This window comes from Spinactinospora alkalitolerans (assembly GCF_013408795.1).
In the GTDB taxonomy this organism is placed as follows: Bacteria; Actinomycetota; Actinomycetes; order Streptosporangiales; family Streptosporangiaceae; genus Spinactinospora; species Spinactinospora alkalitolerans.
The window spans coordinates 2,827,633-2,849,292 of record NZ_JACCCC010000001.1 but is presented as its reverse complement, the minus strand read 5'-3'; the positions used below and the strand labels follow the sequence as shown (position 1 = coordinate 2,849,292).

16 protein-coding genes and 1 pseudogene are annotated in these 21,660 nt (G+C 74.8%); all 17 read left to right on the top strand.

Annotated features, from left to right (window positions below; translation table 11 throughout):
- The first annotated feature begins 34 nt into the window (after positions 1 to 34).
- The 17 genes and pseudogenes from HDA32_RS12570 to HDA32_RS12495 all read left to right on the top strand — a co-directional run bounded on the left by HDA32_RS12570 (position 35) and on the right by HDA32_RS12495 (position 21,625).
- Complete coding sequence (locus HDA32_RS12570; protein ID WP_179643360.1) at positions 35 to 1,201, top strand: pyridoxal-phosphate-dependent aminotransferase family protein; 1,167 nt, start codon at positions 35 to 37, stop codon at positions 1,199 to 1,201.
- 30 nt (positions 1,202 to 1,231) lie between these two features.
- Positions 1,232 to 4,144, top strand: a complete 2,913-nt coding sequence (locus HDA32_RS12565; RefSeq protein WP_179643359.1) for an FAD-binding and (Fe-S)-binding domain-containing protein — start codon at positions 1,232 to 1,234, stop codon at positions 4,142 to 4,144.
- Positions 4,145 to 4,373: 229 nt separating this feature from the next.
- Positions 4,374 to 6,881 (top strand): nitrite reductase large subunit NirB, encoded by a 2,508-nt coding sequence (gene nirB, locus HDA32_RS12560; RefSeq protein ID WP_179643358.1) that lies wholly within the window; start codon positions 4,374 to 4,376, stop codon positions 6,879 to 6,881.
- A gap of 5 nt (positions 6,882 to 6,886) precedes the next feature.
- Positions 6,887 to 7,255 (top strand): nitrite reductase small subunit NirD, encoded by a 369-nt coding sequence (gene nirD / locus HDA32_RS12555; RefSeq protein WP_179643357.1) that lies wholly within the window; start codon positions 6,887 to 6,889, stop codon positions 7,253 to 7,255.
- Positions 7,252 to 8,434 (top strand): annotated as a pseudogene (locus HDA32_RS12550) (uroporphyrinogen-III synthase). Before nirD ends, HDA32_RS12550 begins: the two are co-directional and overlap by 4 nt.
- Positions 8,431 to 9,117 (top strand): sirohydrochlorin chelatase, encoded by a 687-nt coding sequence (locus HDA32_RS12545; RefSeq protein ID WP_246334317.1) that lies wholly within the window; start codon positions 8,431 to 8,433, stop codon positions 9,115 to 9,117. The pseudogene HDA32_RS12550 and the gene HDA32_RS12545 overlap by 4 nt, the downstream one beginning before the upstream one ends.
- A gap of 133 nt (positions 9,118 to 9,250) precedes the next feature.
- Entirely contained in the window at positions 9,251 to 9,493 is a 243-nt protein-coding gene (locus HDA32_RS12540) for a ribbon-helix-helix domain-containing protein (RefSeq protein ID WP_179643356.1), read from the top strand.
- Positions 9,490 to 9,906 carry a hypothetical protein gene (locus tag HDA32_RS30625; protein ID WP_246334315.1) on the top strand — a complete coding sequence of 139 codons (417 nt, stop codon included), beginning with the start codon at positions 9,490 to 9,492 and terminating at the stop codon, positions 9,904 to 9,906. The genes HDA32_RS12540 and HDA32_RS30625 overlap by 4 nt, the downstream gene beginning before the upstream one ends.
- Before the next feature lie 50 nt (positions 9,907 to 9,956).
- Positions 9,957 to 10,262 carry a response regulator transcription factor gene (locus HDA32_RS30620; protein WP_376766957.1) on the top strand — a complete coding sequence of 102 codons (306 nt, stop codon included), beginning with the start codon at positions 9,957 to 9,959 and terminating at the stop codon, positions 10,260 to 10,262.
- A 39-nt stretch (positions 10,263 to 10,301) separates the two neighbouring features.
- Positions 10,302 to 11,465, top strand: a complete 1,164-nt coding sequence (locus HDA32_RS12530; RefSeq protein ID WP_218882428.1) for a protein-tyrosine phosphatase family protein — start codon at positions 10,302 to 10,304, stop codon at positions 11,463 to 11,465.
- A 49-nt stretch (positions 11,466 to 11,514) separates the two neighbouring features.
- Complete coding sequence (locus tag HDA32_RS12525) at positions 11,515 to 12,444, top strand: ribonuclease Z (RefSeq protein WP_179643354.1); 930 nt, start codon at positions 11,515 to 11,517, stop codon at positions 12,442 to 12,444.
- A 462-nt stretch (positions 12,445 to 12,906) separates the two neighbouring features.
- On the top strand, positions 12,907 to 13,557 hold the full coding sequence (locus HDA32_RS12520) for a septal ring lytic transglycosylase RlpA family protein (protein WP_179643353.1): 651 nt from the start codon (positions 12,907 to 12,909) through the stop codon (positions 13,555 to 13,557).
- 357 nt (positions 13,558 to 13,914) lie between these two features.
- Positions 13,915 to 14,538 carry a class I SAM-dependent DNA methyltransferase gene (locus tag HDA32_RS12515; protein WP_312863159.1) on the top strand — a complete coding sequence of 208 codons (624 nt, stop codon included), beginning with the start codon at positions 13,915 to 13,917 and terminating at the stop codon, positions 14,536 to 14,538.
- A 152-nt stretch (positions 14,539 to 14,690) separates the two neighbouring features.
- Positions 14,691 to 18,242 carry a TM0106 family RecB-like putative nuclease gene (locus HDA32_RS12510; RefSeq protein WP_179643351.1) on the top strand — a complete coding sequence of 1,184 codons (3,552 nt, stop codon included), beginning with the start codon at positions 14,691 to 14,693 and terminating at the stop codon, positions 18,240 to 18,242.
- Positions 18,243 to 18,419: 177 nt separating this feature from the next.
- Positions 18,420 to 18,878, top strand: coding sequence for a hypothetical protein (locus tag HDA32_RS12505; RefSeq protein WP_246334314.1), 459 nt, complete (start codon positions 18,420 to 18,422; stop codon positions 18,876 to 18,878).
- A gap of 79 nt (positions 18,879 to 18,957) precedes the next feature.
- Positions 18,958 to 20,172 carry a tyrosine-type recombinase/integrase gene (locus tag HDA32_RS12500; protein ID WP_179643350.1) on the top strand — a complete coding sequence of 405 codons (1,215 nt, stop codon included), beginning with the start codon at positions 18,958 to 18,960 and terminating at the stop codon, positions 20,170 to 20,172.
- Between the two features lie 34 nt (positions 20,173 to 20,206).
- On the top strand, positions 20,207 to 21,625 hold the full coding sequence (locus HDA32_RS12495; protein WP_179643349.1) for a hypothetical protein: 1,419 nt from the start codon (positions 20,207 to 20,209) through the stop codon (positions 21,623 to 21,625).
- The last annotated feature ends 35 nt before the right edge of the window (positions 21,626 to 21,660 follow it).

The following is a 21,660-nucleotide window of genomic DNA, read 5'->3' as shown; positions in this document are numbered from 1 at the left end:
GGATTTTTGGGTCGACTCGTCGAAAGGGCCCGCCATGGCCACCTCCAGCGGCCGCCACTTCCTGCAGATCCCCGGTCCCACCAACGTCCCCGACGAGGTCCTGCGCGCGATGGCGGCACCGACCATCGACCACCGCGGCCCCGAGTTCTCCGCGCTGGTCCACGGACTCCTCGAGGACGTCAAGCCGGTGTTCGGCACGGAGCAGCCCGTCGTCGTCTATCCGTCCTCCGGCACCGGCGCGTGGGAGGCCGCGCTGGTCAACACGCTCAGCCCCGGCGACCGGGTGCTGTGCTTCGAGACCGGGCACTTCGCCACCCTCTGGCAGGAGATGGCCGCCCGGCTCGGCCTCGTCGTCGACTTCGTCCCCGGCGACTGGCGCCACGGGGTGGACCCCGACGAGGTCGAGGCCCGCCTGGCCGCCGACACCGGGCACGAGATCAAGGCCGTGTGCGTGGTCCACAACGAGACCTCGACCGGGGTCGCCAGCAGGATCGGCGAGATCCGCCGGGCGATCGACGCCGCCGGCCACCCCGCCCTCTACCTGGTCGACACCATCTCCTCACTGGGCTGCATCGACTACCGCCACGACGAATGGGGCGTCGACGTCACGGTCTCCTGCTCGCAGAAGGGGCTCATGCTGCCCCCGGGGCTGGGCTTCAACGCCGTGAGCCCCAAGGCCCTGCGCGCCTCCGAGACCGCCGGCCTGCCCAGGTCCTTCTTCGACTGGGCGCCGATCCTGCGGGCCAACGAGCAGGGCTCCTACCCCTACACGTCGGCGACCAACCTGCTCTACGGGCTGCGCGAGGCACTGCGGATCCTCTACGCCGAAGGGCTCCCGCACGTCTACGCCCGCCACGCCCGCCACGCCGCGGCCACCCGCGCCGCGGTCGGCGCCTGGGGACTGGAGGTCCTCTGCCTCGACGAGCGCGAGCACTCCGGCGCGCTGACCGCCGTGCTGCTTCCCGAAGAGCACGACGCCGACCACGTGCGCCGGGTCATCCTGGAGCGCTTCGACATGTCGCTGGGAGCCGGGCTGGGCAGGCTCGCCGGCCGGGTGTTCCGCATCGGCCACCTCGGCCACCTCGGCGACCTGACGCTGGCCGGGACCATCGCCGGAGTCCAGATGGGGCTCGGCCTGGCCGGCGTGAAGGTCGATCCCGGCGGCATCACCGCCGCCCTGGATCACCTGGGACAGGCGTGATCACGGTCCACCCCGTCGGGAGAGCGCGCGATGACCATCGGCCAAGAGTCCGCCCAATCCGCTGACGCAACCACTGACCTGCAACGCCGCCTCCGCCGCGACCTCGACGGCGACGTGCGCTTCGACGACTACACCCGGCACCTGTTCTCCCGCGACGCCAGCATGTACGCGATCACGCCCAGGGGCGTGGTGTTCCCCCGCCACGCCGACGACGTCGCCGCGGCCGTCGCCGCCGCGCGCGAGTTCGGCGTGCCGATCGTGCCCAGGGGCGCCGGAACGAGCCTGGCCGGTCAGACGGTCGGCCCGGGCCTGGTCCTGGACCTGTCCCGCCACATGCACCGGATCCTGGAGGTCGACCCCGAGGCGCGCACCGCGCGCGTCGAAGCGGGGGTGGTGCAGGACGACCTCAACCGGGCCGCCGCGCCGCACGGGCTGATGTTCGGCCCCAACACCTCCACGAGCAACCGCGCCACGATCGGCGGGATGGTCGGCAACAACTCCGCCGGCAGCGGGTCCGTGCGCTACGGAATGACCATCGACCACGTGCGCGCCCTCGACGTCGTGCTCGCCGACGCCCACCGCACCGGGTTCGCCCCGATCGGCGAGGCGGAGCGGGCCAGGCGGGCCGCCCTGCCCGGCCTGGAGGGCGACGTCCACCGCGCACTGCCCGGAATCGTCGCAGACAACGCCGAGGCGATCGCCACCCGGTTCCCCGACTTCTGGCGGCGCGCGTGCGGATACCGGTTGGACCGCCTCGCCGACGGCACCCCGTTCGACCTCGCGAAGTTCGTGGTCGGCGCCGAGGGGACCCTGGTGGTGGCCACCGAGGCACTGGTCGACCTCGTCCCCAGGCCGCGGCACACCGTCATCGCCGTCGGGCACTTCGCCTCCACGCCCGAGGCCATCGCGGCGACGGAGGACGCGCTGTCCTGCGACCCCGCCGGCGTCGAGCTCATGGACCGCACCATCCTCGACCTGTCGCGCCGGCGCATCGAATACGCCTTCCTCGGCTCGATCCTCCAGGGCGACCCCGGCGCCCTGCTGTTCGTCACCTTCAGCGGCGACGACGGCGGGGAGCTGCGCGCGGACCTGAAGCGGCTCACCGCCCTGTGGAAGTCCAACGGGCACGGCTACCACGCGCTGGAGGCTGCGACCCCCGAGCAGCAGAAAGCCCTGCTCAAGGTCCGCACCTCCAGTCTCGGCCTGCTCATGGCGGCCGGCAGCGGAACCCGGCGCCCGCTGGCCTTCGTCGAGGACACCGCCGTCGACCCCAAGCACCTCGTCGAGTACACCCGGCGGTTCAAGGACGTCCTGGACCGCCACGGGATGGAGGCGGGATTCTACGGCCACTGCTCCGTCGGATGCCTGCACATCCGCCCGTTCGTGGACCTGGCCGTCCCCGGCGAGGCCGAGCGGATGCGCGCCGTCGCAGCGGAGATCAAGGATCTGGTCACCGAGTACGGCGGCGTGAACTCCAGCGAACACGGCGACGGACTCGCCCGCAGCGAGTTCAACCGGGAGATCTTCGGCGAAGAGCTCTACGGGGCGATGCAGCAGGTCAAACGGCTCTTCGACCCCGACGGCACCATGAACCCCGGCAAGATCGTCGACGCGCCGCCCATGACCGGCAACCTGCGCGACGCCGCACCGGTCGAACCGCGGCCCTTCCAGACCCGGCTGTCGTTCGAGGTCGTCGGCGGAATGCGCGGCGCGGCCGACCGCTGCATGAACATCGGCCTGTGCCGCAAGAGCGCCAGCGGGGCGATGTGCCCCTCCTACATCGCCACGCGCGACGAGGAGCACGCCACGCGCGGCCGCGCCAACGCGCTGGTGAAGGCGCTCTCCGAGCCCGACCCCCGCGCGGCGCTGGGGGACGAGCGGCTGCACGAGATCCTCGACCTGTGCCTGATGTGCAAGGCGTGCAAGAGCGAGTGCCCCCTCGGCGTCGACATGGCCAAGCTGAAGAGCGAGGCCCAGTCGCACCACCACGACGCGCACGGGGTCCCCCTGCGGTCGCGGGTCTTCGGTTCCGTGCGCCTGCTCTACCGCCTGGGATCGGCGACCGCGCCGCTCAGCAATCTGCCCAACCGCCTGCCCCTGCTGCGGCGGCTGGTGGAGAAGGCGGTCGGGATCACCGCGAGGCGGCCGATGCCGACCTTCACCCGGACCCACCTGGTCCGCTGGTTCCGCCGCCGCCGGACCGCTGCGCGCCCCGCGCCGCTGGGCCCGCTCACCTTCCTCGCCGACTCCTTCACCACCTACACCGAGCCCGGCATCGGACGCGCAGCCATCGAACTGCTCGAACGCGCCGGATGGGACGTGCGGCTGGAGAGCCGGGGGTGCTGCGGGCGCTCCAGCCTGTCCAAGGGGCTGGTCGACGAGGCCAAGGCCAAGGCGGGCGCGCTGGTGGGCCTGCTGTCCGAGACCGCGCCGGGGTCGCCCGTCGTCGGCTGCGAACCCTCCTGCGTCCTCGCCCTCAAGGACGAGTGCTCGTCGATGCTGCCGGGGGACCACCGGGTCGACGAGGTCTCGGGCCGGGTCCGCCAGGTCGAGGAACTGCTCACCGAGGCCATCGACGCCGGGCGCCTGCGCCTGCGCGAGGACTCCTGGCCCGCCGGGCGCCGCATCCTCCTCCACGGCCACTGCCACCAGAAGGCCGAGGTGGGCACCGCCGCGACCGTGGCGCTGCTGAAGAGGATCCCCGGCGCGCAGGTGGTGGAACTGGACGCCGGATGCTGCGGCATGGCCGGGTCCTTCGGCTTCGAGGCCGAGCACTACGACATGTCGATGCGGGTCGGCTCGGACCGGCTGTTCCCCGCCGTCGAGGCCGAGGACGACGCGACCGTCATCGTGGCGACCGGCGTCTCCTGCAGGCAGCAGATCGCCCACGGCACCCGCCGCGAGGCGATGCACCCGGTGGAGCTGGTGCTCCAGGCGACTTGAAGTGCTCCCCGGATGAGTCCGGGGGATTCCCACCTACCTTGCGGTGGTGGGCGTAGAGCCGGATCACACCTCTGCCGTCTGCGGTGACAGGACAACGAAACACCGCCGTCACAGTCGGCTGACGGATGCGAAACACGGTGCGGGTTGTCTAGGGGCGTACGGAGGGAGGTCCGCTGACACGAGGACGTCGCGGCGCCCGAGCCGAACACCGCTAGGAGACGTGCGCGGCATGAGACAACTCGTCGTCATCGGAAACGGCATGGTGGGGCACCGCCTGGTGGAGGCGGTGCGCGACCGCGACGCCGACGGCACCCGCCGCATCGTGGTGCTGGGCGAGGAGCCGCGCCCCGCCTACGACCGCGTCGCCCTGTCGTCCTACTTCGACGGCGCCGGCGAAAAGGCCCTGCGGCTGGCCGACCTGACGGTCCACGACCAGGTCGAGCTGCGGCTGGGCGACCCCGCCGCGGCGATCGACCGCGGCGCCCGCACCGTCACCACCGCCGCCGGCGAGCGGATCGGCTACGACGAACTGGTCCTGGCCACCGGCTCCTCGGCGTTCGTGCCGCCCGTGCCAGGCCACGACCTGCCCGGCTGCCACGTCTACCGCACCATCGACGACCTCGACGCCATCACCGCAACCGCCCGGGACGCCCGCGCCGGCGTCGTCATCGGCGGCGGGCTGCTCGGCCTGGAGGCCGCCAACGCGCTGCGCCTGCTCGGCGTCGAGCCCCACGTCGTGGAGCTCGCCCCCTGGCTGATGCCGGCCCAGGTCGACGAGGGCGGCGGCGCGCTGCTGGGCCGCCTCGTCACCGAGACCGGTGTCACCGTGCACGCCGGGACCGGGGTGTCTGCGGTGGAGGCCGGCCCGGACGGCCGCGCCGCCCGGGTCCGGCTCGGCGAGCAGGAGCTGGAGGCCGGCATCGTCGTCTTCGCCGTCGGCATCCGCCCCCGCGACGAACTGGCCCGCGCCGCTGGCCTGGACCTGGGCCCGCGCGGCGGCGTCGCCGTCGACCCGGCCTGCCGCACCGGCGACCCGGCGATCTACGCCGTCGGCGAGTGCGCCAGCGTCGAGGGCACCGTCTACGGGCTGATCGCCCCGGGCAACGCCATGGCCGAGGTCGTCGCGGACCGGCTGATGGGCGGGCGGGCCGCCTTCACCGGCGCCGACACCTCCACCAAGCTCAAGCTGCTCGGCGTCGACGTCGCCGGCTTCGGCGACGCCCACGCCCGCACCGAAGGCGCACTGGAGGTCGTCCTCAACGACGCGCCCGGCCGCCGCTACGCCAAGCTGGTCGTCTCCGACGACGCCGCGACGCTGCTGGGCGGGGTCCTGGTGGGCGACGCCTCGGCCTACGCCGGCCTGCGCCCGCTGGTCGGGCACGCGCTGCCCGGCGACCCGCTCGACCTGATCGCGCCCGGGCGCGGCGACGGCGGCGTGGGCGTCGGGGCGCTGCCCGACGACGCCCAGATCTGCTCCTGCAACGCCGTCACCAAGGGCGCACTGGTCGAGGCGGTCCACGAGGGCGCCTGCGACGTCGCCGCCCTCAAGGACTGCACCAACGCCGGCACCAGTTGCGGAAGCTGCGTGCCGATGCTCAAGACGCTGCTGGCCGACGCCGGGGTCGAGCAGTCCAGCGCACTGTGCGAGCACTTCCCGCACTCCCGCGCCGAACTCGTCGAGATCGTGCTGTCCACCGGCATCGCGACGTTCTCCGAACTCATCGCCGGACACGGCACCGGGCGCGGCTGCGACATCTGCCGGCCCGCCGTCGCCTCGATCCTGGCCTCCCTGGGCGGCGGCCACATCCTCGACGGCGAGCAGGCCGCGCTGCAGGACACCAACGACCACTTCCTCGCCAACATCCAGCGCAACGGCACCTACTCGGTGGTGCCGCGGATCCCCGGCGGCGAGATCACCCCGGACCGGCTCATCGCCATCGGCGAGGTCGCCAGGGACTTCGGGCTCTACACCAAGATCACCGGCGGCCAGCGCATCGACCTGCTCGGCGCCCGCGTGGAGCAGCTGCCGAAGGTCTGGCGGCGGCTGGTCGACGCCGGGTTCGAGTCGGGCCACGCCTACGGCAAGGCGCTGCGCACGGTGAAGTCCTGCGTCGGCTCCACCTGGTGCCGCTACGGCGTGCAGGACTCCGTCGGCCTGGCCGTGGAACTGGAACTGCGCTACCGGGGACTGCGCGCCCCGCACAAGATCAAGGCCGGCGTCTCCGGCTGCGCCCGCGAATGCGCCGAGGCCCGCGGCAAGGACATCGGCGTCATCGCCACCGACAACGGCTGGAACCTCTACGTCGGCGGCAACGGCGGCTTCCGGCCGCGCCACGCCGAGCTGCTGGTCTCCGACGTCGACCACGCCACGCTCATCCGCTACATCGACCGGTTCCTGATGTTCTACGTCCGCACGGCCGACCGGCTGCAGCGCACCGCCGCCTGGATCGAGGGCGTGGACGGCGGCCTGGAGCACGTGCGCTCCGTCGTGGTCGAGGACTCCCTGGGCATCGCCGCCGACCTGGAGACCGCCATGGCCCGCCACATCGGCGGATACGCCGACGAATGGCGCGGCGTCCTGGAGGACCCCGACAAGCTCGCGCGGTTCGTGTCCTTCGCCAACGCCCCCGACGCCCCCGACCCCACGATCACCTTCGACACCGAGCGGGACCAGCCCGTCCCCGCCGGTCCCGTCGCTCTGGGCATGCCCGCTCGACCCCAGCACGTGGAGGCGTGATTGACATGACCGTCCTGACACCGGTCCCCGCCCAATGGATCACGGCCTGCCCCGCGCACCGGCTCACGCCCGAACGCGGTGTCGCGGTGCTGCTGCCCGACGGCGGCCAGGCCGCGGTGTTTCGCACCTACGACGGCGCCCTGTACGCCATCGACAACATCGACCCGTTCAGCCACGCCGCGGTGATGTCGCGCGGCATCGTGGGCGACCGCACCGGCGAACCGACCGTGGCCTCCCCGATGCTCAAGCAGGTCTTCTCCCTGCGCACCGGCGTGTGCCTGGACGACCCCGCGGTGCGCCAGCCCCTGTTCGCCGTGCGCGAGCGCGACGGCGTGATCGAGGTCGCCGCCCGACCGGACCGCGGGCCGGCATGAGCGGGACCGCGACCGTCCTCGGCGCGGGGGCCGCGCAGGCGCCCGGCGCGGGCGTGCAGCCGCTGGCCGGGTTCACCGTCGCGGTCACCGCGGCGCGCCGCGCCGAGGAGCTGTCCGCCCTGCTGCGCCGCCGGGGGGGCCGAGGTCGTCTGCGCGCCCGCGCTGCGCATCGTCCCCCTCAGCGACGACCGGCGGCTCATGGCGGTCTCCAGGGAGCTGGCCGAGCGCCCCGCCGACGTGGTCGTGGCCACCACCGGCATCGGCCTGCGCGGCTGGGTGGAGGCGTGCGAGACGTGGGGCCTGGCCGAACCGCTGCTGAACGCGATGCGCGGCTCCCGGCTGCTGGCCCGCGGCCCCAAGGCCAAGGGCGCGATCCGCGCGGCCGGGCTCACCGAGGAGTGGTCCCCGCCCTCGGAGTCCTCGGCCGAGGTCCTGGAGTACCTGCTGGAGTCGGGGGCGGCGGGGCTGCGGGTCGCGGTGCAGCTGCACGGCGAGCCGCTGCCCGACTTCTGCGCCGCGCTGCGGATGGCCGGCGCGGAGGTGGTGGAGGTCCCGGTCTACCGCTGGACCGCGCCCGAGGACGTCACCGCGCTGGACCGGCTCGTCGACGCCGTCCTGGCCGGGCAGGTCGACGCCGTGACCTTCACCAGCGCACCGGCCGCGGCCGGGCTGCTGGAGCGCGCCGCGGCCACGGGGACCCGGGAGCGGCTGGTGGCGGCGCTGCGCGGCGACGTGCTGGCCATGTGCGTCGGACCGGTCACCGCCCGGCCCCTCATGGCCCGTGACGTCGCCACCGTCTGGCCCGGCCGCGCCCGCATCGGCGCCCTGGTCAGGCGGTTGTGCGAGGAGCTGCCCGAGACCCGGCCGGACCTGCCCGTCGCGGGCCGCCGGCTGCGGCTGCGCGGCCGGGCCGTCCTGCTCGACGGGGTGCTGCGTCCCGTCTCGCCCGCGCTGATGCGGGTGCTGCGCGAGCTCGCCCGGCGCCCCGGCCAGGTCCGCGACCGCGCCGAACTGCTGGCCGGCCTCGGCGAGGACGCCGACGCCCACGCGGTGGAGACCGCGGTGGCGCGGCTGCGCACCGCACTGGGCGACCCCAAGATCATCCAGACGGTGGTCAAGCGCGGCTACCGCCTCGCGCTGGACTCCGGCGACTGCGCCTCTCCCGGGAGCACCGATTGACCCCCACGCTGCTGCTCGCCGTGCACGGCACCCGCGACGGACGCGGCCTCGGCGTCACCCGCGCCTTGGCCGCACGGGTCGCCGAGCGCGCGCCGGCGCCGGTGCGGCTGGCCTTCGCCGATGTGCGCCGCCCCGGCGTCGCCGACGTCGCCGCGGAGATCGAGGGCCCGATCGTGGTGGTCCCGGCCTTCCTGGCCGCCGGCTACCACGTGCGGGTCGACATCCCCGAGCAGTTGGCCCGGGCCGGGCGCGCCGACGCCCGCGTCACCGGCGCCCTGGGCGACGACCCGCGCCTGGCGGCCGCGGCGGCCCGCCGGCTGGCGCGGGCCGGGAGGCGGCCCGGCGACGCCGTCGTGCTGGCCGCGGCCGGTTCCTCCGACCCCGACGCGCTGGTCCAGGTCGAGGCCGCGGCGCACCGGCTCTCCCGCGTCGTCGCGGCGCCGGTGCGGGTGGGCTGCATCGCCACGGGCACCCCCACCGTCGCCGATGCCGTGGACGCGCTGCGCGCCGAGGGGCACCGGCGCGTGGCGGTGGCCTCGTGGCTGCTCGCCCCCGGCCTGTTCCACAACCGGCTCGCCGACGCCGGGGCCGACGCGGTGGCCGCCCCGCTGTGCCCGGACGAGGGCGTGGTGGAGACCGTCCTCGCCCGGTTCCAGACGGCCGTGTCCCCCGTGGCCGTATGACCGGAAACCCGGGAGTCGGCGGGGTTCGTCGGAAGCCGTCCGAGCCGGGCCGCCGCGGGTCTAGAGTGTGCTGCGCGGAGAGAGATCGCCCGATCACCCACGGCAAAAAGTATGAACGAGATAGACTGAAAGTATGAACGAGCGCATCACTGTCAGCCTGCCCGAGGAAACCCTGGCGGACGCACGCGCCGCCGTGGAGGCCGGACAGGCGAGTTCCCTCTCCGCCTACGTCGCACAGACTCTCCAGAACCGGCTGGACCGGGAGCGCAAGGCCGCCGCGATCACCGACATCCTGGGGCAGTCCACAGCCGACGAAATCGCCTGGGCCAAGCAGAAGCTTGGCATCGTCGACGGAGAAACACAGAAAGCTTCATGACCCCTGAACACGACGCCATCGGCGGACGCGTCATCTGCCCGGCGACCCTGCACGTCGTCGGCAAGGAGCCGGCATACCTGCGCACCTACCTGGAATGGGCCGCGCGCCGAGGCGACACCCTCCTCGTCTCGGCCGCCTCGATCAGTGGCCTCCTGGCGCTCGTCGACGACGCGCACAAGGACGTTCTGCACCGCCTCACCATCAGCGGGGCCTTCCTGATCCGGCCGCTGGAGGAGCGCGATGCGGCCGCCGTCGGCGCCATCGCCGCGGACCTGCCGGGGGAGCGCGACCTCACCACGCTCGGGATCGCCCACGGCGTCCTGGAGGCCCGCCGTCGCGAATGGCGCGTGGCCACCACCGAACCGGGCCGCTACCGGGGCGTCACCGGCATCGCTCTGGACGACCTCCCCTGAGGCCCGGCCGGCTCCGGGCGAGGCGTTGGAACAGCGCCTCCATCCCCCCGGTGCGCAGGACGCCCCGGGTCGCTGCGCCGCCGGTCGGCCTGGACACGCTGACCAGGCGCGAGCGGGAGACCCTGGCGCTGCTGGGGCGCGGCCGGTCCGACGCCGAGACCGCCGATGCGTCCGTGGTCGGTGAGCACGCCGTCAAGACCCACGTCAGCGGCGTGCTGACGAAGCTGGGGCTGCGCGACCGGGTGCAGGCGGTCATCGCGGCCTATGAGTCCGGGCTGGTCCGGGCCGGCGTCCCGGGAGAGGCGGGCGGCGGCCACAACCGGCAGCCGGGTGAGCGCGGTCCGAGCGGCGGGTAGGACCCGAACCGGCCGGCCGACGAATGCGACGGGAGTGCCATGCGGATCGACGCGGAGGCCTGGGGCCGCGCACGCGACTGGAAACACGGCGACCCTCGACCGGACCGGGCCGCCGGCGCGCTGCTGGGAGCGGCGGCCGCGGCGTGCATGGTGGGCGCGCCCGCGGCGATGGCGGCCGGGCTGCGGCGGCCCGATGGCCGAGGCGACGGCGCGGCCCGCCTCGGATGGCTCATCACCACGGCCCTGACCGGCGTGGACGATCCGCACGTGGCCGCTTCGGCGGTCGGCCCCGGACCCGAACGCGCCTGGGTGTCGGCCCTGAGCCGGACGGTCGCCGAGGGCGCGGTGCCCCCGCCCGGTCCGGCGGCCCGCGGGGCGGCGGCCACGGCGTGGCGGGCGGTCGCCGACACCCCCGCCCCCCGGTCCGATCCGGCGCGCGGCGCGTTCGCCTGCTCCCAACTGGTGGAGGCGGTCCGGGCCGCGCACGCCGCGGGCGGGGACGAGGCTGCGATGCACGCGGGTGCGCTGGCCGGCGCACGCTGGGGCGCCTCCGGCGTTCCGCTGCGGGTCCAGCGGCAACTGAGCGAGACCGTGGCGCCGCGGCGGCTCGTCACCGACGCGCTGGTCGCGGCGCGCGGCAGCGACACCGATGCGTGGCCGCAGTGCGCGACGCTGAGCCGGGCGGCGCACGACCCCGGCCACGAGGCCTTCGCCGTCGCCCACCCTTACGACCCCGGCGTGCTGCTGTGCAACCTGGAGTACGTGCGGACCTGCACCGACGCCGAGGCGGTGGTGTCGCTGTGCCGGATGGGCGGCGAGGACCTCCCGCCCCACCTGCCCGGCCGCGACGTGGTCGAGGTGTGGTTGACCGATTCGCCCGGCGCCAACCCCAACCTGCACTTCGTGCTGGACGAGGCCGCCCGGGCGGTGGCCGCGCTGCGCGCCGAGGGCAAGCGGGTGCTGCTGCACTGCGCGGCGTGCCAGTCGCGCACCCCGGCCGTCGCGGCGCACTACGCGGCGCTGGCGTGCGGGGCGGAGGTGCTGGATGCGCTGCGCGGGGTCATCCGCGCGGTGGGCGGCCATCTCAACAACGCCGAGCTGGCGCGGGCCGCGGCCGCGCTCAACGGCGTGGCGCTGGAGGACCCGGCCGCGACGCTGTTCCCCGACGGAATGCCCGAGGTGACGCGGACCTCGTGGGGGTAGCGGTGTTCCGCCGCACGCGAGAGCGGGCCGGGCTGGCAGGATCGCTCCCATGTCAATGCGCGAGCTCGTGGTCCTGGGGACCTCCAGCGCGGTGCCGACGAAGCGGCGCAACCACAACGGCTACTTCCTGCGCTGGGACTCCCACGGGATCCTGTTCGACCCCGGCGAGGGCACGCAGCGCCAGTTGCGCCACGCCGGGATCTCCGCACACGACGTCACCCGGATCTGCGTCACGCACTTCCACGGCGACCACAGCCTGGGCCTGCCCGGGGTCGTGCAGCGCATCGCGCGCGACGGGGTCGACCACGAGGTGCGGGTGGCGTTCCCCGCGGCGGGGGAGCGGTACTGGCGCCGGCTGCGCCACGCCACCGCGTTCAACGACACCGACGTGATCAGCGAGCAGCCGGTGAGCGGGGAGGCGGCCGAGCTGCCCGGCGAGTCCGACCTCGCCGTGACCGCGCTGCCGCTGCGGCACCGGATCGCCGCCTACGGCTACCGGCTGGCCGAGCCCGACGGGGTGCGCATCCTGGCCGGAGCGCTCGCCGCGCGCGGGATCACCGGGCCCGAGGTGGGCCGGCTCAAGGCGGGGGAGCGCGTCGTGGACGCCGACGGGCGCGTGGTCGAGCTGGCCGAGTACAGCGAGGTGCGCCGGGGGCAGGTGTTCGCCTTCGTCATGGACACCGGCGTGTGCGACAACGCTGTGCGGCTGGCCGAGGGCGCCGACATGGCCGTGATCGAGTCCACCTATCTGGAGGCCGAGGCCGCGCTGGCGGAGCAGTACCACCACCTCACGGCGGCCCGGGCCGGGCGGATCGCCGCGGAGGCCGGCGTGCGCACGCTGGTGCTCACCCACTTCTCCGAACGCTACGGGCAGGGCGAGGACGAGCGGTTCGCCGAGGAGGCCGCGCGGCATTTCGGCGGGCGGATCGTGGTGGCCGCCGACCTGGACCGGGTCCCGGTCCCGACACGCCGCAGGTAGCCGCCTTGCCCTGCGGCGTCGGGGATCCGGTTGCCCCGGAAGGGTAAAAACCGGGCAAATCGTTGACCTTCCGACCCGAGGACCGGTAGACACATGGGCAGCCCGTTCCGGGCCAGGGTCGATCCGGATGTTCCGCTCATCTTGCGCATGCGCCGTGACAGCGCCGAACCAATCAGGGAGAAATCAAGAGGGACTGAACGTAGGAAGGTACGTGCAAGTTCCATAATCGGCTGAATTCGGTACCCATAACCCTCCTGTTATGGATACGCCCGGTCGCCGGAGTCTTGGAGCCGTGGGAGCTCGGACCCCGACCGGCACTCAAATCCCGTGTTCCGGGTGTCTCGCTGCGCTCTCGCGTTGATCGGCCCCGACGAAAACGGGACTCGCAGCAGTGTTCCTGTTCCCGTTCAAAGGACTTTCGTCGTGGGTGATCACCGCCCTTCACGCAGCGCGCTTGAACGCATGAAATCCAAGCGCTTGGTCATCGTCAGCGCGGCGGTCGGCGCCGTCCTGCTCGCGGGCACCGCCGGTGCGGCCGCGGCCGGCGGCTTCGGCGGCACGCCCGAGGCCTCGGCCGGAAACGCCACGATCCCGCGGGCGCAGACCGCCGGACCCGAAGCGCCGTCTCCGGCCGCCGTCGACGCCGAGGCCCTCGAGCAGGCCGAGCAGCGCTACGACACGGCCGTCGAGGAGGCCACCCGGGCCTTCGCCGGCGCGGCCGAACCGGCCGAGAAGGAGGAAGAGGAAGAAGAGGAAGAGGAGCGGGCGGAGTCCGACGCTGACTCCTCCTCCGGCGGTTCCTCCGCCGGATCGGAGGGCTCGGGCGGCGGCCAGAGCGGCGCGTGCGAGGCGTCGAACTACTGGCAGGGCCAGATGACGGCCAACGGCGAGAGGTTCGACCCCTCGGCCATGACCGCCGCGCACAAGACGCTGCCCTTCGACACCATGGTCGAGGTGACCAACCCGGCCAACGGCAGGAGCGTCACGGTCCGCATCAACGACCGCGGCCCCTACATCGACGGGCGCTGCCTGGACCTGGCCAAGGCGGCCTTCGAGAAGATCGCCTCGCCCAGCGCCGGCGTGGCGCAGGTGGAGTGGCGGGTCGTCGGCTAGCCGCGATGCCGGCCGGCCGAGATCTGCCGAGCCGGTGCCGACCCGGCTCCTGCAGGTCTCCCTGTGGTCGAACGTGCCCGGCAAGGCCGTGGTCAGCGCCGGCGCGCCGACGACAGCCCGACCCCGCACACTCCGGCCGAGGCGGCACCGGACATCCACCGCAGCCCGTGCGGGCCTCAGCGCCGGCCGGAGGGGGCGCCCCCTCCGGCCGCTCCGTCGGTGACTACGATGGTGCACCGCGCACCGTGCGGCGCCGCCGGTGGAGCAGGAGTGTCCGAGTCCGCCCGCGGCGGCCGCGGGAGAGCCAGGCAGCCACGGGCGAGACGGCCCGAACGACGGAAACGGAGTTCGCCAGTCGTGGCAGCTACGCACAACGAGATCCTCAAGCGCGTCTACGCCCTCAACGGCCCGGAGGAGGCCCAGCAGGTCTATGACGCCTGGGCCGAGAACTACGACGCCGACACGGTCGAGGGCATGGGCTACGTCGCGCCGGCGCTCGCCGCGGCGCGGCTGGCCGAGCTACTCGACGCCTCCGCCACGGTGCTGGACGCCGGATGCGGCACCGGACTGGCCGGGGCCGCGCTGGCCGAACGCTGCGACGCGCTCATCGACGGCGTGGACCTCTCCGCCGGGATGCTGGAGCGGGCGCGTTCGCGCGGCGTGTACCGCGCGTTGAGCGAGGCCGACCTGACCAGGCGCCTGGACGTCGCCGACGGCGGCTACGACGCGCTGCTGTGCGTGGGCACCCTCACCGACGGCCACGTCGGCCCCGCGGCCCTGGACGAGTTCGCCCGCGTGGTCCGCCCCGGCGGCGTCGTCGTGGCCACCGTGCTCAGCGCGGTGTGGGAGTCCGGCGGCTACCGCTCCCACCTGGAGGAGATGGCCCGGCGCGGCCTGGTGCGGCTGCGCGAGCTCGAGGAGCGGCCCTACCACGAGCGCGAGGGCCTGTCCTGCCGCCTCTGCGTGCTCGAGGTCCGCTGACCCCCGGCCTCGCCCGCCGCCTCCCCCTGCGCGGCCGCATCCGGCCCGCCTGAGGGCGCGGAAAGTCCCGCGCGCGCCGCGCGATCTCCCGAATCGGCGGGGTCCGGCGTGGCAGAATGCCCCGAAGATCAACTACGGGGAGGGGCGGGCGGGTGTTTCGCACCGTGTCGGGCTGGGTCTTCTCGCCCACCGATCTCGTCGACTCGATGGAGTGCGAGCACCGCAGCGCGCTGAAGACCGCGCTGGCCGACGGCGTACCGGGCGCTCCGGTCCCCGCCGACATCGACGCGCTGGTGGCCCAGAGCGGCGCCGCGCACGAGCGCGCCGAACTGGAGCGGCTGACCGCGCTGTTCGGCGACGGCGTGGTGAGCATCGACAACCCCGAGGCCACGCACGAGGCGATGACGGCGGCGGCCCGGGCCACCGCCGAGGCGATGCGCGCCGGCGTCCCAGTGATCTACCAGGGCGTCTTCTACGACCCGGTCGAGCCCGGCATCGCCTTCCACGGCCGCGCCGACTTCCTCGTCAGCACCGGCGTGGACCCCGCCACCGGCGAGCGCCGCACGGGCGGCGGCACCTACGAGCCCTGGGACACCAAGCTCGCCCGCCGCCCCGGCCCCGGCGCGGTCCTGCAGTTGTCGGCCTACGCCGAGGCCCTGGGCCGCCTCGGCCCCGACGGCCCCGACCACATGCACCTGCTCACCGGCGACGGCCACACCCACGCGCTGCGGGTCGCCGAGTTCACCCCGATCCTGTCATCGGTGCGCGAGCGGCTGCTGGGCCGGCTGCGCGCCCCGGCCCGGCTGCCGTCGCCGCTGTGGGGCGAGCCGCGCCACGCCTGCGAGAGCTGCGGCTACGCCGCGATGTGCGCCGAAGGCCGGGCCGGCGCCCGGCACCTGTCCCTGGTCGCCGGGATCCGCACCGACCAGGTCCGCAAGCTCTGCGACGCCGGGATCACCACGATCGACGCGCTGGCCGGCGCCGACGAGCGGGACCGGCCCGAACCGCTGCCGCACCACGCCTACACCCGGCTGCGCGAGCAGGCGGCGCTGCAGGCGCGCCAGGACGCCACGCGCACCGCCGAGGACCCCACCGGCACCGTCATCGCCGAGGTCCACTCCGAGGAGGGCCTGGCCACGCTGCCCGAGCCCAGCCACGGCGACGTCTTCTTCGACATGGAGGGCTTCCCCTACTACGAGGGCGCCGACGGGCGCGGCCTGGAGTACCTGTTCGGGGCGGTGACCGAGGACGGGGGCGAGGAGCGCTTCCACGCGTTCTGGGCCCACGACCGCGCCCAGGAGAAGCGGGCGTTCGAGGAGTTCGTCGACTTCACCGCGGCCCGCATCGACGCCGACCCCGGCGCCCACGTCTACCACTACGCCTCCTATGAGGTGGACCGGCTCAAGCTGCTGGCGGCGACGTTCGGCACGCGCGAGGCCGAGGTGGACGACCTGCTGCGCGGGCGCCGCCTGGTGGACCTCTACACCGTGGTGAAGAAGAGCCTGCGCGTCTCCCAGCGCTCCTACTCGATCAAGTACCTCGAACCGCTCTACCTCGGCTCCGGACGCGCCGGCGAGGTCACCACCGCGACCTCCAGCATCGACGCCTACGCCGAGTACGTCGCCGCGTGCCAGGCCGGCGAGGCCGAGCGCGCCGAGAAGGTGCTGTCGGGGATCGCCGCCTACAACCGCGACGACTGCGTCTCCACGGCGCGGCTGCGCGACTGGCTGGAGGAGCGGCGCACCGAGCACGGGGTGCGGGCGCGCCCGATCCGCCAGGACGAGCTGGCGGCCGAGGACGGCGACGAGCGCGCCGCCGAGGCCGCGCGCCGCCGCGCCGAGATCGAGGCGCAGGCCCGGGCGCTGACCGACCCGCTGCTCGCCGAGGTCCCCGCCGACCCCGACGCCCGCGACGCCGAGCAGCGGACGCGGGCGCTGTTCGCCGCCCTGGTGGGCTACTACCGGCGCGAGGCCAACCCGGCGTGGTGGGAGTTCTTCCGCCGCGCCTCGGCGCCGGTGGAGGAGCTGGAGGCCGACAACGGCTGCCTGGTGCCGCTGCGGGTCCGCGCGGGGGAGTGGCAGGAGCCGACCGGCCGGCAGCGCAAGTCCCGCAGGGAGCTGCACGCGCGGGCCGACCCCTCCCGCCCGCACCCCTTCACCGCGGGCGACGACGTCCGGCTGCTGCACCCCGGCCCGCCGGGGCAGCCGGCGGCCACCACCGGCGCCAGGGTCGAGACCGCCGGCGCCGACCGGCTCACGCTGCTGGAGACGGCCGACCCCGGCGACACCTACGCCCGGGTCCCGGTCGCGGTGCTGCCCGGTTCGCCGGTGCGGGCCGCGCCCAAGGACGCGGCGCTGCTGTCGCTGACCGAACGCGTCGTGGCCGACCTGCCCGCGCTGCCGCCGCTGGCCGGCGTGGACGTGCTGCGCCGGATCCCGCCCCGGCTGCGCGGCGGCGGCGCGCTGCCCGCCGTGCGCGACGGCGACCCGGTGGCCACCGTGATCGAGGCGGTGGACCGGCTGGACTCCTCCTACCTCGCCGTGCAGGGGCCGCCCGGCGCGGGCAAGACCTACCTGGCGGCGCGCCTGATCACCCACCTGGTCGCCGCGGGCAGAAGCGTCGGGGTCTGCTCCACCAGCCACAAGGCGATCGAGAACGTGCTGGCCGCGGCGCTGAAGGCGGCGAAGGAGGCCGGCACGGAGCTGCCGTGCGCCAAGCGGCCGGCCAAGAAGCCCGACCCTGAGGCGGCCTGGGACCAGCCCAAGCAGATCAAGGACCTGGTGGGCTGGCGGGCCGGGCACGGCGGCGGCCACCTGGTGGGCGGCACCGCGTGGAACTTCGCCAACGAGGCCTTCGCCGGCGACCCCTTCGACGTGCTGATCATCGACGAGGCCGGCCAGTTCGCGCTCGCCGACACCCTGGCCGTCTCCGCTGCGGCCCGCGACCTGGTGCTGCTGGGCGACCCCCAGCAGCTGCCCCAGGTCGTGCAGGGCACGCACGGCGAGGGCGCCGCGGCCTCGGCACTGGAGCACCTGGTGGGCGAGCAGGAGATCATCGGCCCCTCGATGGGCTACTTCCTGGACCAGACCCGCCGGATGCACCCGCAGGTGTGCGAGCCGGTGTCGCGGCTGTCCTACCGGGGCCTGCTGCGCGCCCACCCCTCGGCGGCGGGGCGCGGCCTGGCCGGCGTGGCCGCGGGCACCTACCGGATCGAGACCGAGCACACCGGCCGCACCACCCACAGCCCCGAGGAGGTCTCGGCGGTGGTGGACCTGGCGGCGCGCCTGGTGGGCACCTCATTCACCGAGCCGGGTGCGGCGCCGCGCGCGCTGGACGGCGCCGACATCCTGGTCGTCGCCCCGTTCAACCTGCAGGTGCGGGCGCTGCGCCGGGCACTGGAGCAGGCGGGCCTGGACGAGGTGCGGGTGGGCACCGTGGACCGGTTCCAGGGCCAGGAGGCGCCGGTGGTGATCTGCTCGATGACGGTCTCCAGCGCCGCCGAGGCCTCGCGCGGCCTTGACTTCGTCCTCTCGCGCAACCGGCTGAACGTGGCGCTGTCGCGAGCCCAGGTGCTGACGGCGCTGGTGTACTCCCCGCACCTGGTCACGGCCGCGCCGCGCTCGATCGCCGAGCTGCGGGTGCTGGCCGGATTCGCCGGACTGTGCACCGCGGCCCGGCCGTGGCCCGGCGCCGGGCCACGCTAGCCGCGCACCGCGTTCAGCCCTCCGGTGGAGCGCACGCCGGGGATCCTGCTGTTGGGCCGGGCCCGCTGCAGCACCTCGTGCACGACGCCCTCGGCGCAGCGTTTCGGCGGGGCGGGCGGTTCGGGGCGGGGGGATCCGGCGTCTAAGGTGACGGTTCGAAACCCTCACCCGCTGGACATGACCGGAGGACGGATGGCGCCCAAGAAGAAGCGCGGACGCAGCCCCACGCAGGCGCGCCCGACCGGGGAGGCGCCCGCCGTGCCCCGTTCCGTCAGCCGCACGCCGCTGGTCGTCGAGGACCGCAGGCGCTGGCCGGCCGCGGTGTGGATCCTGCTGGCGTGCGCCTGGTTGGCCGGCTCCCCGCTGTTCTTCGTGCTCTACCTGGCCGAGGGTTTCGCGATGCTCGACACCGGCGAGGTCACCGACGCCGCCCGCAGGGCCGCCGCCTGGTACCTGGTCTGGATGCTGGTGTTCGCCCTGCTGGTTCCGCTGGGCGGCGCGGTGGCCGCGCTGTGGCTGCGCCGCAGGGTCGCGGCCGCCATGTTCGCCGCCGCCCTGGCGCTGTCCGCGGTCGTGGTGTTCTCGCTGGCATCCCCGGCCGAACTCCTCGGGGGCATCGCCGGGGCGTTCGGGTAGGGGAGCCGACGCCGGGGAGCCGCGCGCCGGGCGGGGCGGACCGCGCCCCCGCGCCGGCGATCCGCCATCATGGACCACCGTGAGCACCAACGGTGATTCGGCGCTGCCCGCAGAGGTCCGCACCCGCCTGGAGCGCGGCACGCACAGCGTGCTGATCGACACCCGGGCGCTGGAGGCGGTGCGCCGCCGCTTCGACGAGGACCAGGCCGCGGCGCTGGGCCGCTACCTCGCGGCCGCGCAGTCGGCGAACACGCTGCGCGCCTACCGGTCGGACTGGGTGGGGTTCACCGCGTGGTGCCTGGCCGAAGGGCGCCGGTCGCTGCCGGCCGACCCGGTGGACGTGGCGGTGTACCTGGCCGCCGCGGCCGACACGGTACGCGAGGACGACCCGGGCCGCTGGGCGCTGTCGCCGGCCACGCTGGAACGCAGGGCCGCGGCGATCGCCGCGGTGCACGGGGCCAACGGGCTCGCCTCGCCCACTCGCGCCGATGTGGTGCGTATGACGCTGCGCGGCATCCGGCGCCACCGCCGCGCCCAGCCCAGGCGCAAGCGCCCGGTGCTGCTGCACACCCTGGAGGCGCTGCTGGCCGAGCGCCCCGCGCCGGGCCATCCCAGCGGGGCGGCCCGGCGCCGCGACGCGCTGCTGCTGCTGACCGGGTTCGCCGGTGCGCTGCGGCGCGCCGAGCTGGCGGCGCTGAGCTTCGACGACGTCGCCGTGGACACCGATGCCGGGACCGGCGAGCCGCTGCTGGTGGTGCGGCTGTCCGTCACCAAGACCGACCAGGAGGCCCGCCACGCCCAGCAGGTGGCGCTGCCGCGCGGGCGCCGGGCGGCGATGTGCCCGGTGTGTGCGTTCGCCGACTGGGCCGAGGTGCTGGAGGCCCGCCGCGACGGGGGCGGCGCGGCCGTGCGGGCGCTGCTCACCGGTGAGGGCGAGCGGCCCGATGCCCGCGCGCACCGCTGCCACGCCTACGCCGGCACCGACCTGGCCGACGGCACCGCGCGCCCGCTGTTTCCCGCGGTCAACCGGCACGGCGGGATCGGTGAGCGCGCCGTCTCCGGCCGGGCAGTGGCCGACCTGGTCAAGCGCTACGCCGAGCGGGCCGGGCTGGACCCCGACGCCTTCGGCGGCCACTCGCTGCGCTCGGGCTTCGCCACCCAGGCCGCTCTGGGCGGCGCAGGCGACCGCGAGATCATGCGGCAGGGCCGCTGGACCAACGCACGCACGGTGCACGGCTACATCCGCACCGCCAACCCGTTGGAGGACAACGCGGTCACCAGACTGGGCCTGTGACCGCACCGTGCCGGAAATATGGAAGGATGCCCGGGTGATCGATGCGTTTCGTGCTGCCTTCCAGGAGCTGATCGACGCCTCCCTCGCGGCGGACCCCCAGCGTTTCGGCCCCGCCGTGGCCGAGGCCTACAACCTCGCCCGCCAGGTTCCCGCCGAAGAGCGCAACATCGCGCTGGAGGCGCTCGCGCCGATATTCGCCGGCAACCACGCCGTCCCCGGCATGGCGGCCGACCTGATGGTCGTCGCCGGCGCGCTGGTGGAGATGGGCGCCTCGCCGGGCGAGGCCGGGATCGAGGTGCTGCGCCGGCTGCGCGAGACCGGCAAGGGCGCCGGCGTGTTCCTCTACGCCTGGGACAAGACCGGCGGCGGCGCCCCGCCCGAGCCCGAGCAGGTCACCGCGGCCGACGAGGAGCGGGTGGCCGAGGTGCTCGGGGAGTCCGCGCCCACGGCGACGATGTGCTGGTGGGTCGCGCGCCGCTACGGGCTGTCGGCCAAAACCATGCTGAGCGACGCCGGCGTGCGCGCCGCGCTCCGCGAGGACGCGGCGATGCGCGAGGAGCTGCTGGCGGTCGCCGGGCAGCTCGCGCCGTTCCTGCCGGAGTTCGGTGAGGCCGCGGAGCTGCTGCGGATGTCGGAGGCGGCCTCGGCGCTGGTGCTGGACCGGGCCTCGGGGCGCGGTTTCCGGGTGCGCTTCGACGGCGTCGGCGACAACTTCCAGCTCCACACGCTGCTGGCCGATGCGCTGGTCGGCGCGCAGGGGCGCGGCCTGGCCGGCGAACGGCCCGACCCGGCCTGGGTGGCCGCGGCCTCCGACGGCGAGATCGACCGCGACTCCGTCGTCACGGGCTGGTGGAACCTGGTGGCCGCCGACGGCTCGTGGGTGTGGAACGAGGGCGTGCCCGGCGACGTCCCCGTGGTCGAGGGCGAGCGCGTGGTGGTCCTGGACGAGCCGCCCTACAAGCGCACCTGGAACTCCGTGCGCAGGCACCCCCACATCGCGGGGCGGCTGGAGGTCGTCGAGGAACTCGACGGCGAGCAGGCCGCGCTGTGGTGGCGGCGGGCCGCGCCGGGCGAGGCGATGGGCGAGGCGTTCGGCGGCGCGGGCTCCGGGGCGCAGCCGGTCGGCCCGGTGGCGCAGGAGCCGCCGTTGACGCAGGAACCGCCGTCCCACGAGGTCGCCGGGCCCGCGCCCGAGGCGCCCGGCCCGCAGGGATCCGGTGCGGCGGGCGGACCCGCCGACCCGGTGCCGGGCGAAGCGTTCGCGCCGCGGCCCGCTCCGACCGAGGCGATCCCGGCCGTCACCGACGCCGCCGCGCCCGACCCGGTCGAGGCGGCGCCGCAGCCCGACCCCGGCCCCGAGTCCGCCGACCGGCGCCCGCCGGGCGCCGACTTCCTGCCCCCGCTGCCCCCGGGCGTCTCCGACAGCGCCGCCTGGGGCCCGAACTGGCGGTAGCGCCGCCGGGCGGCCCGGCCGGCCCCGGCCTCGTG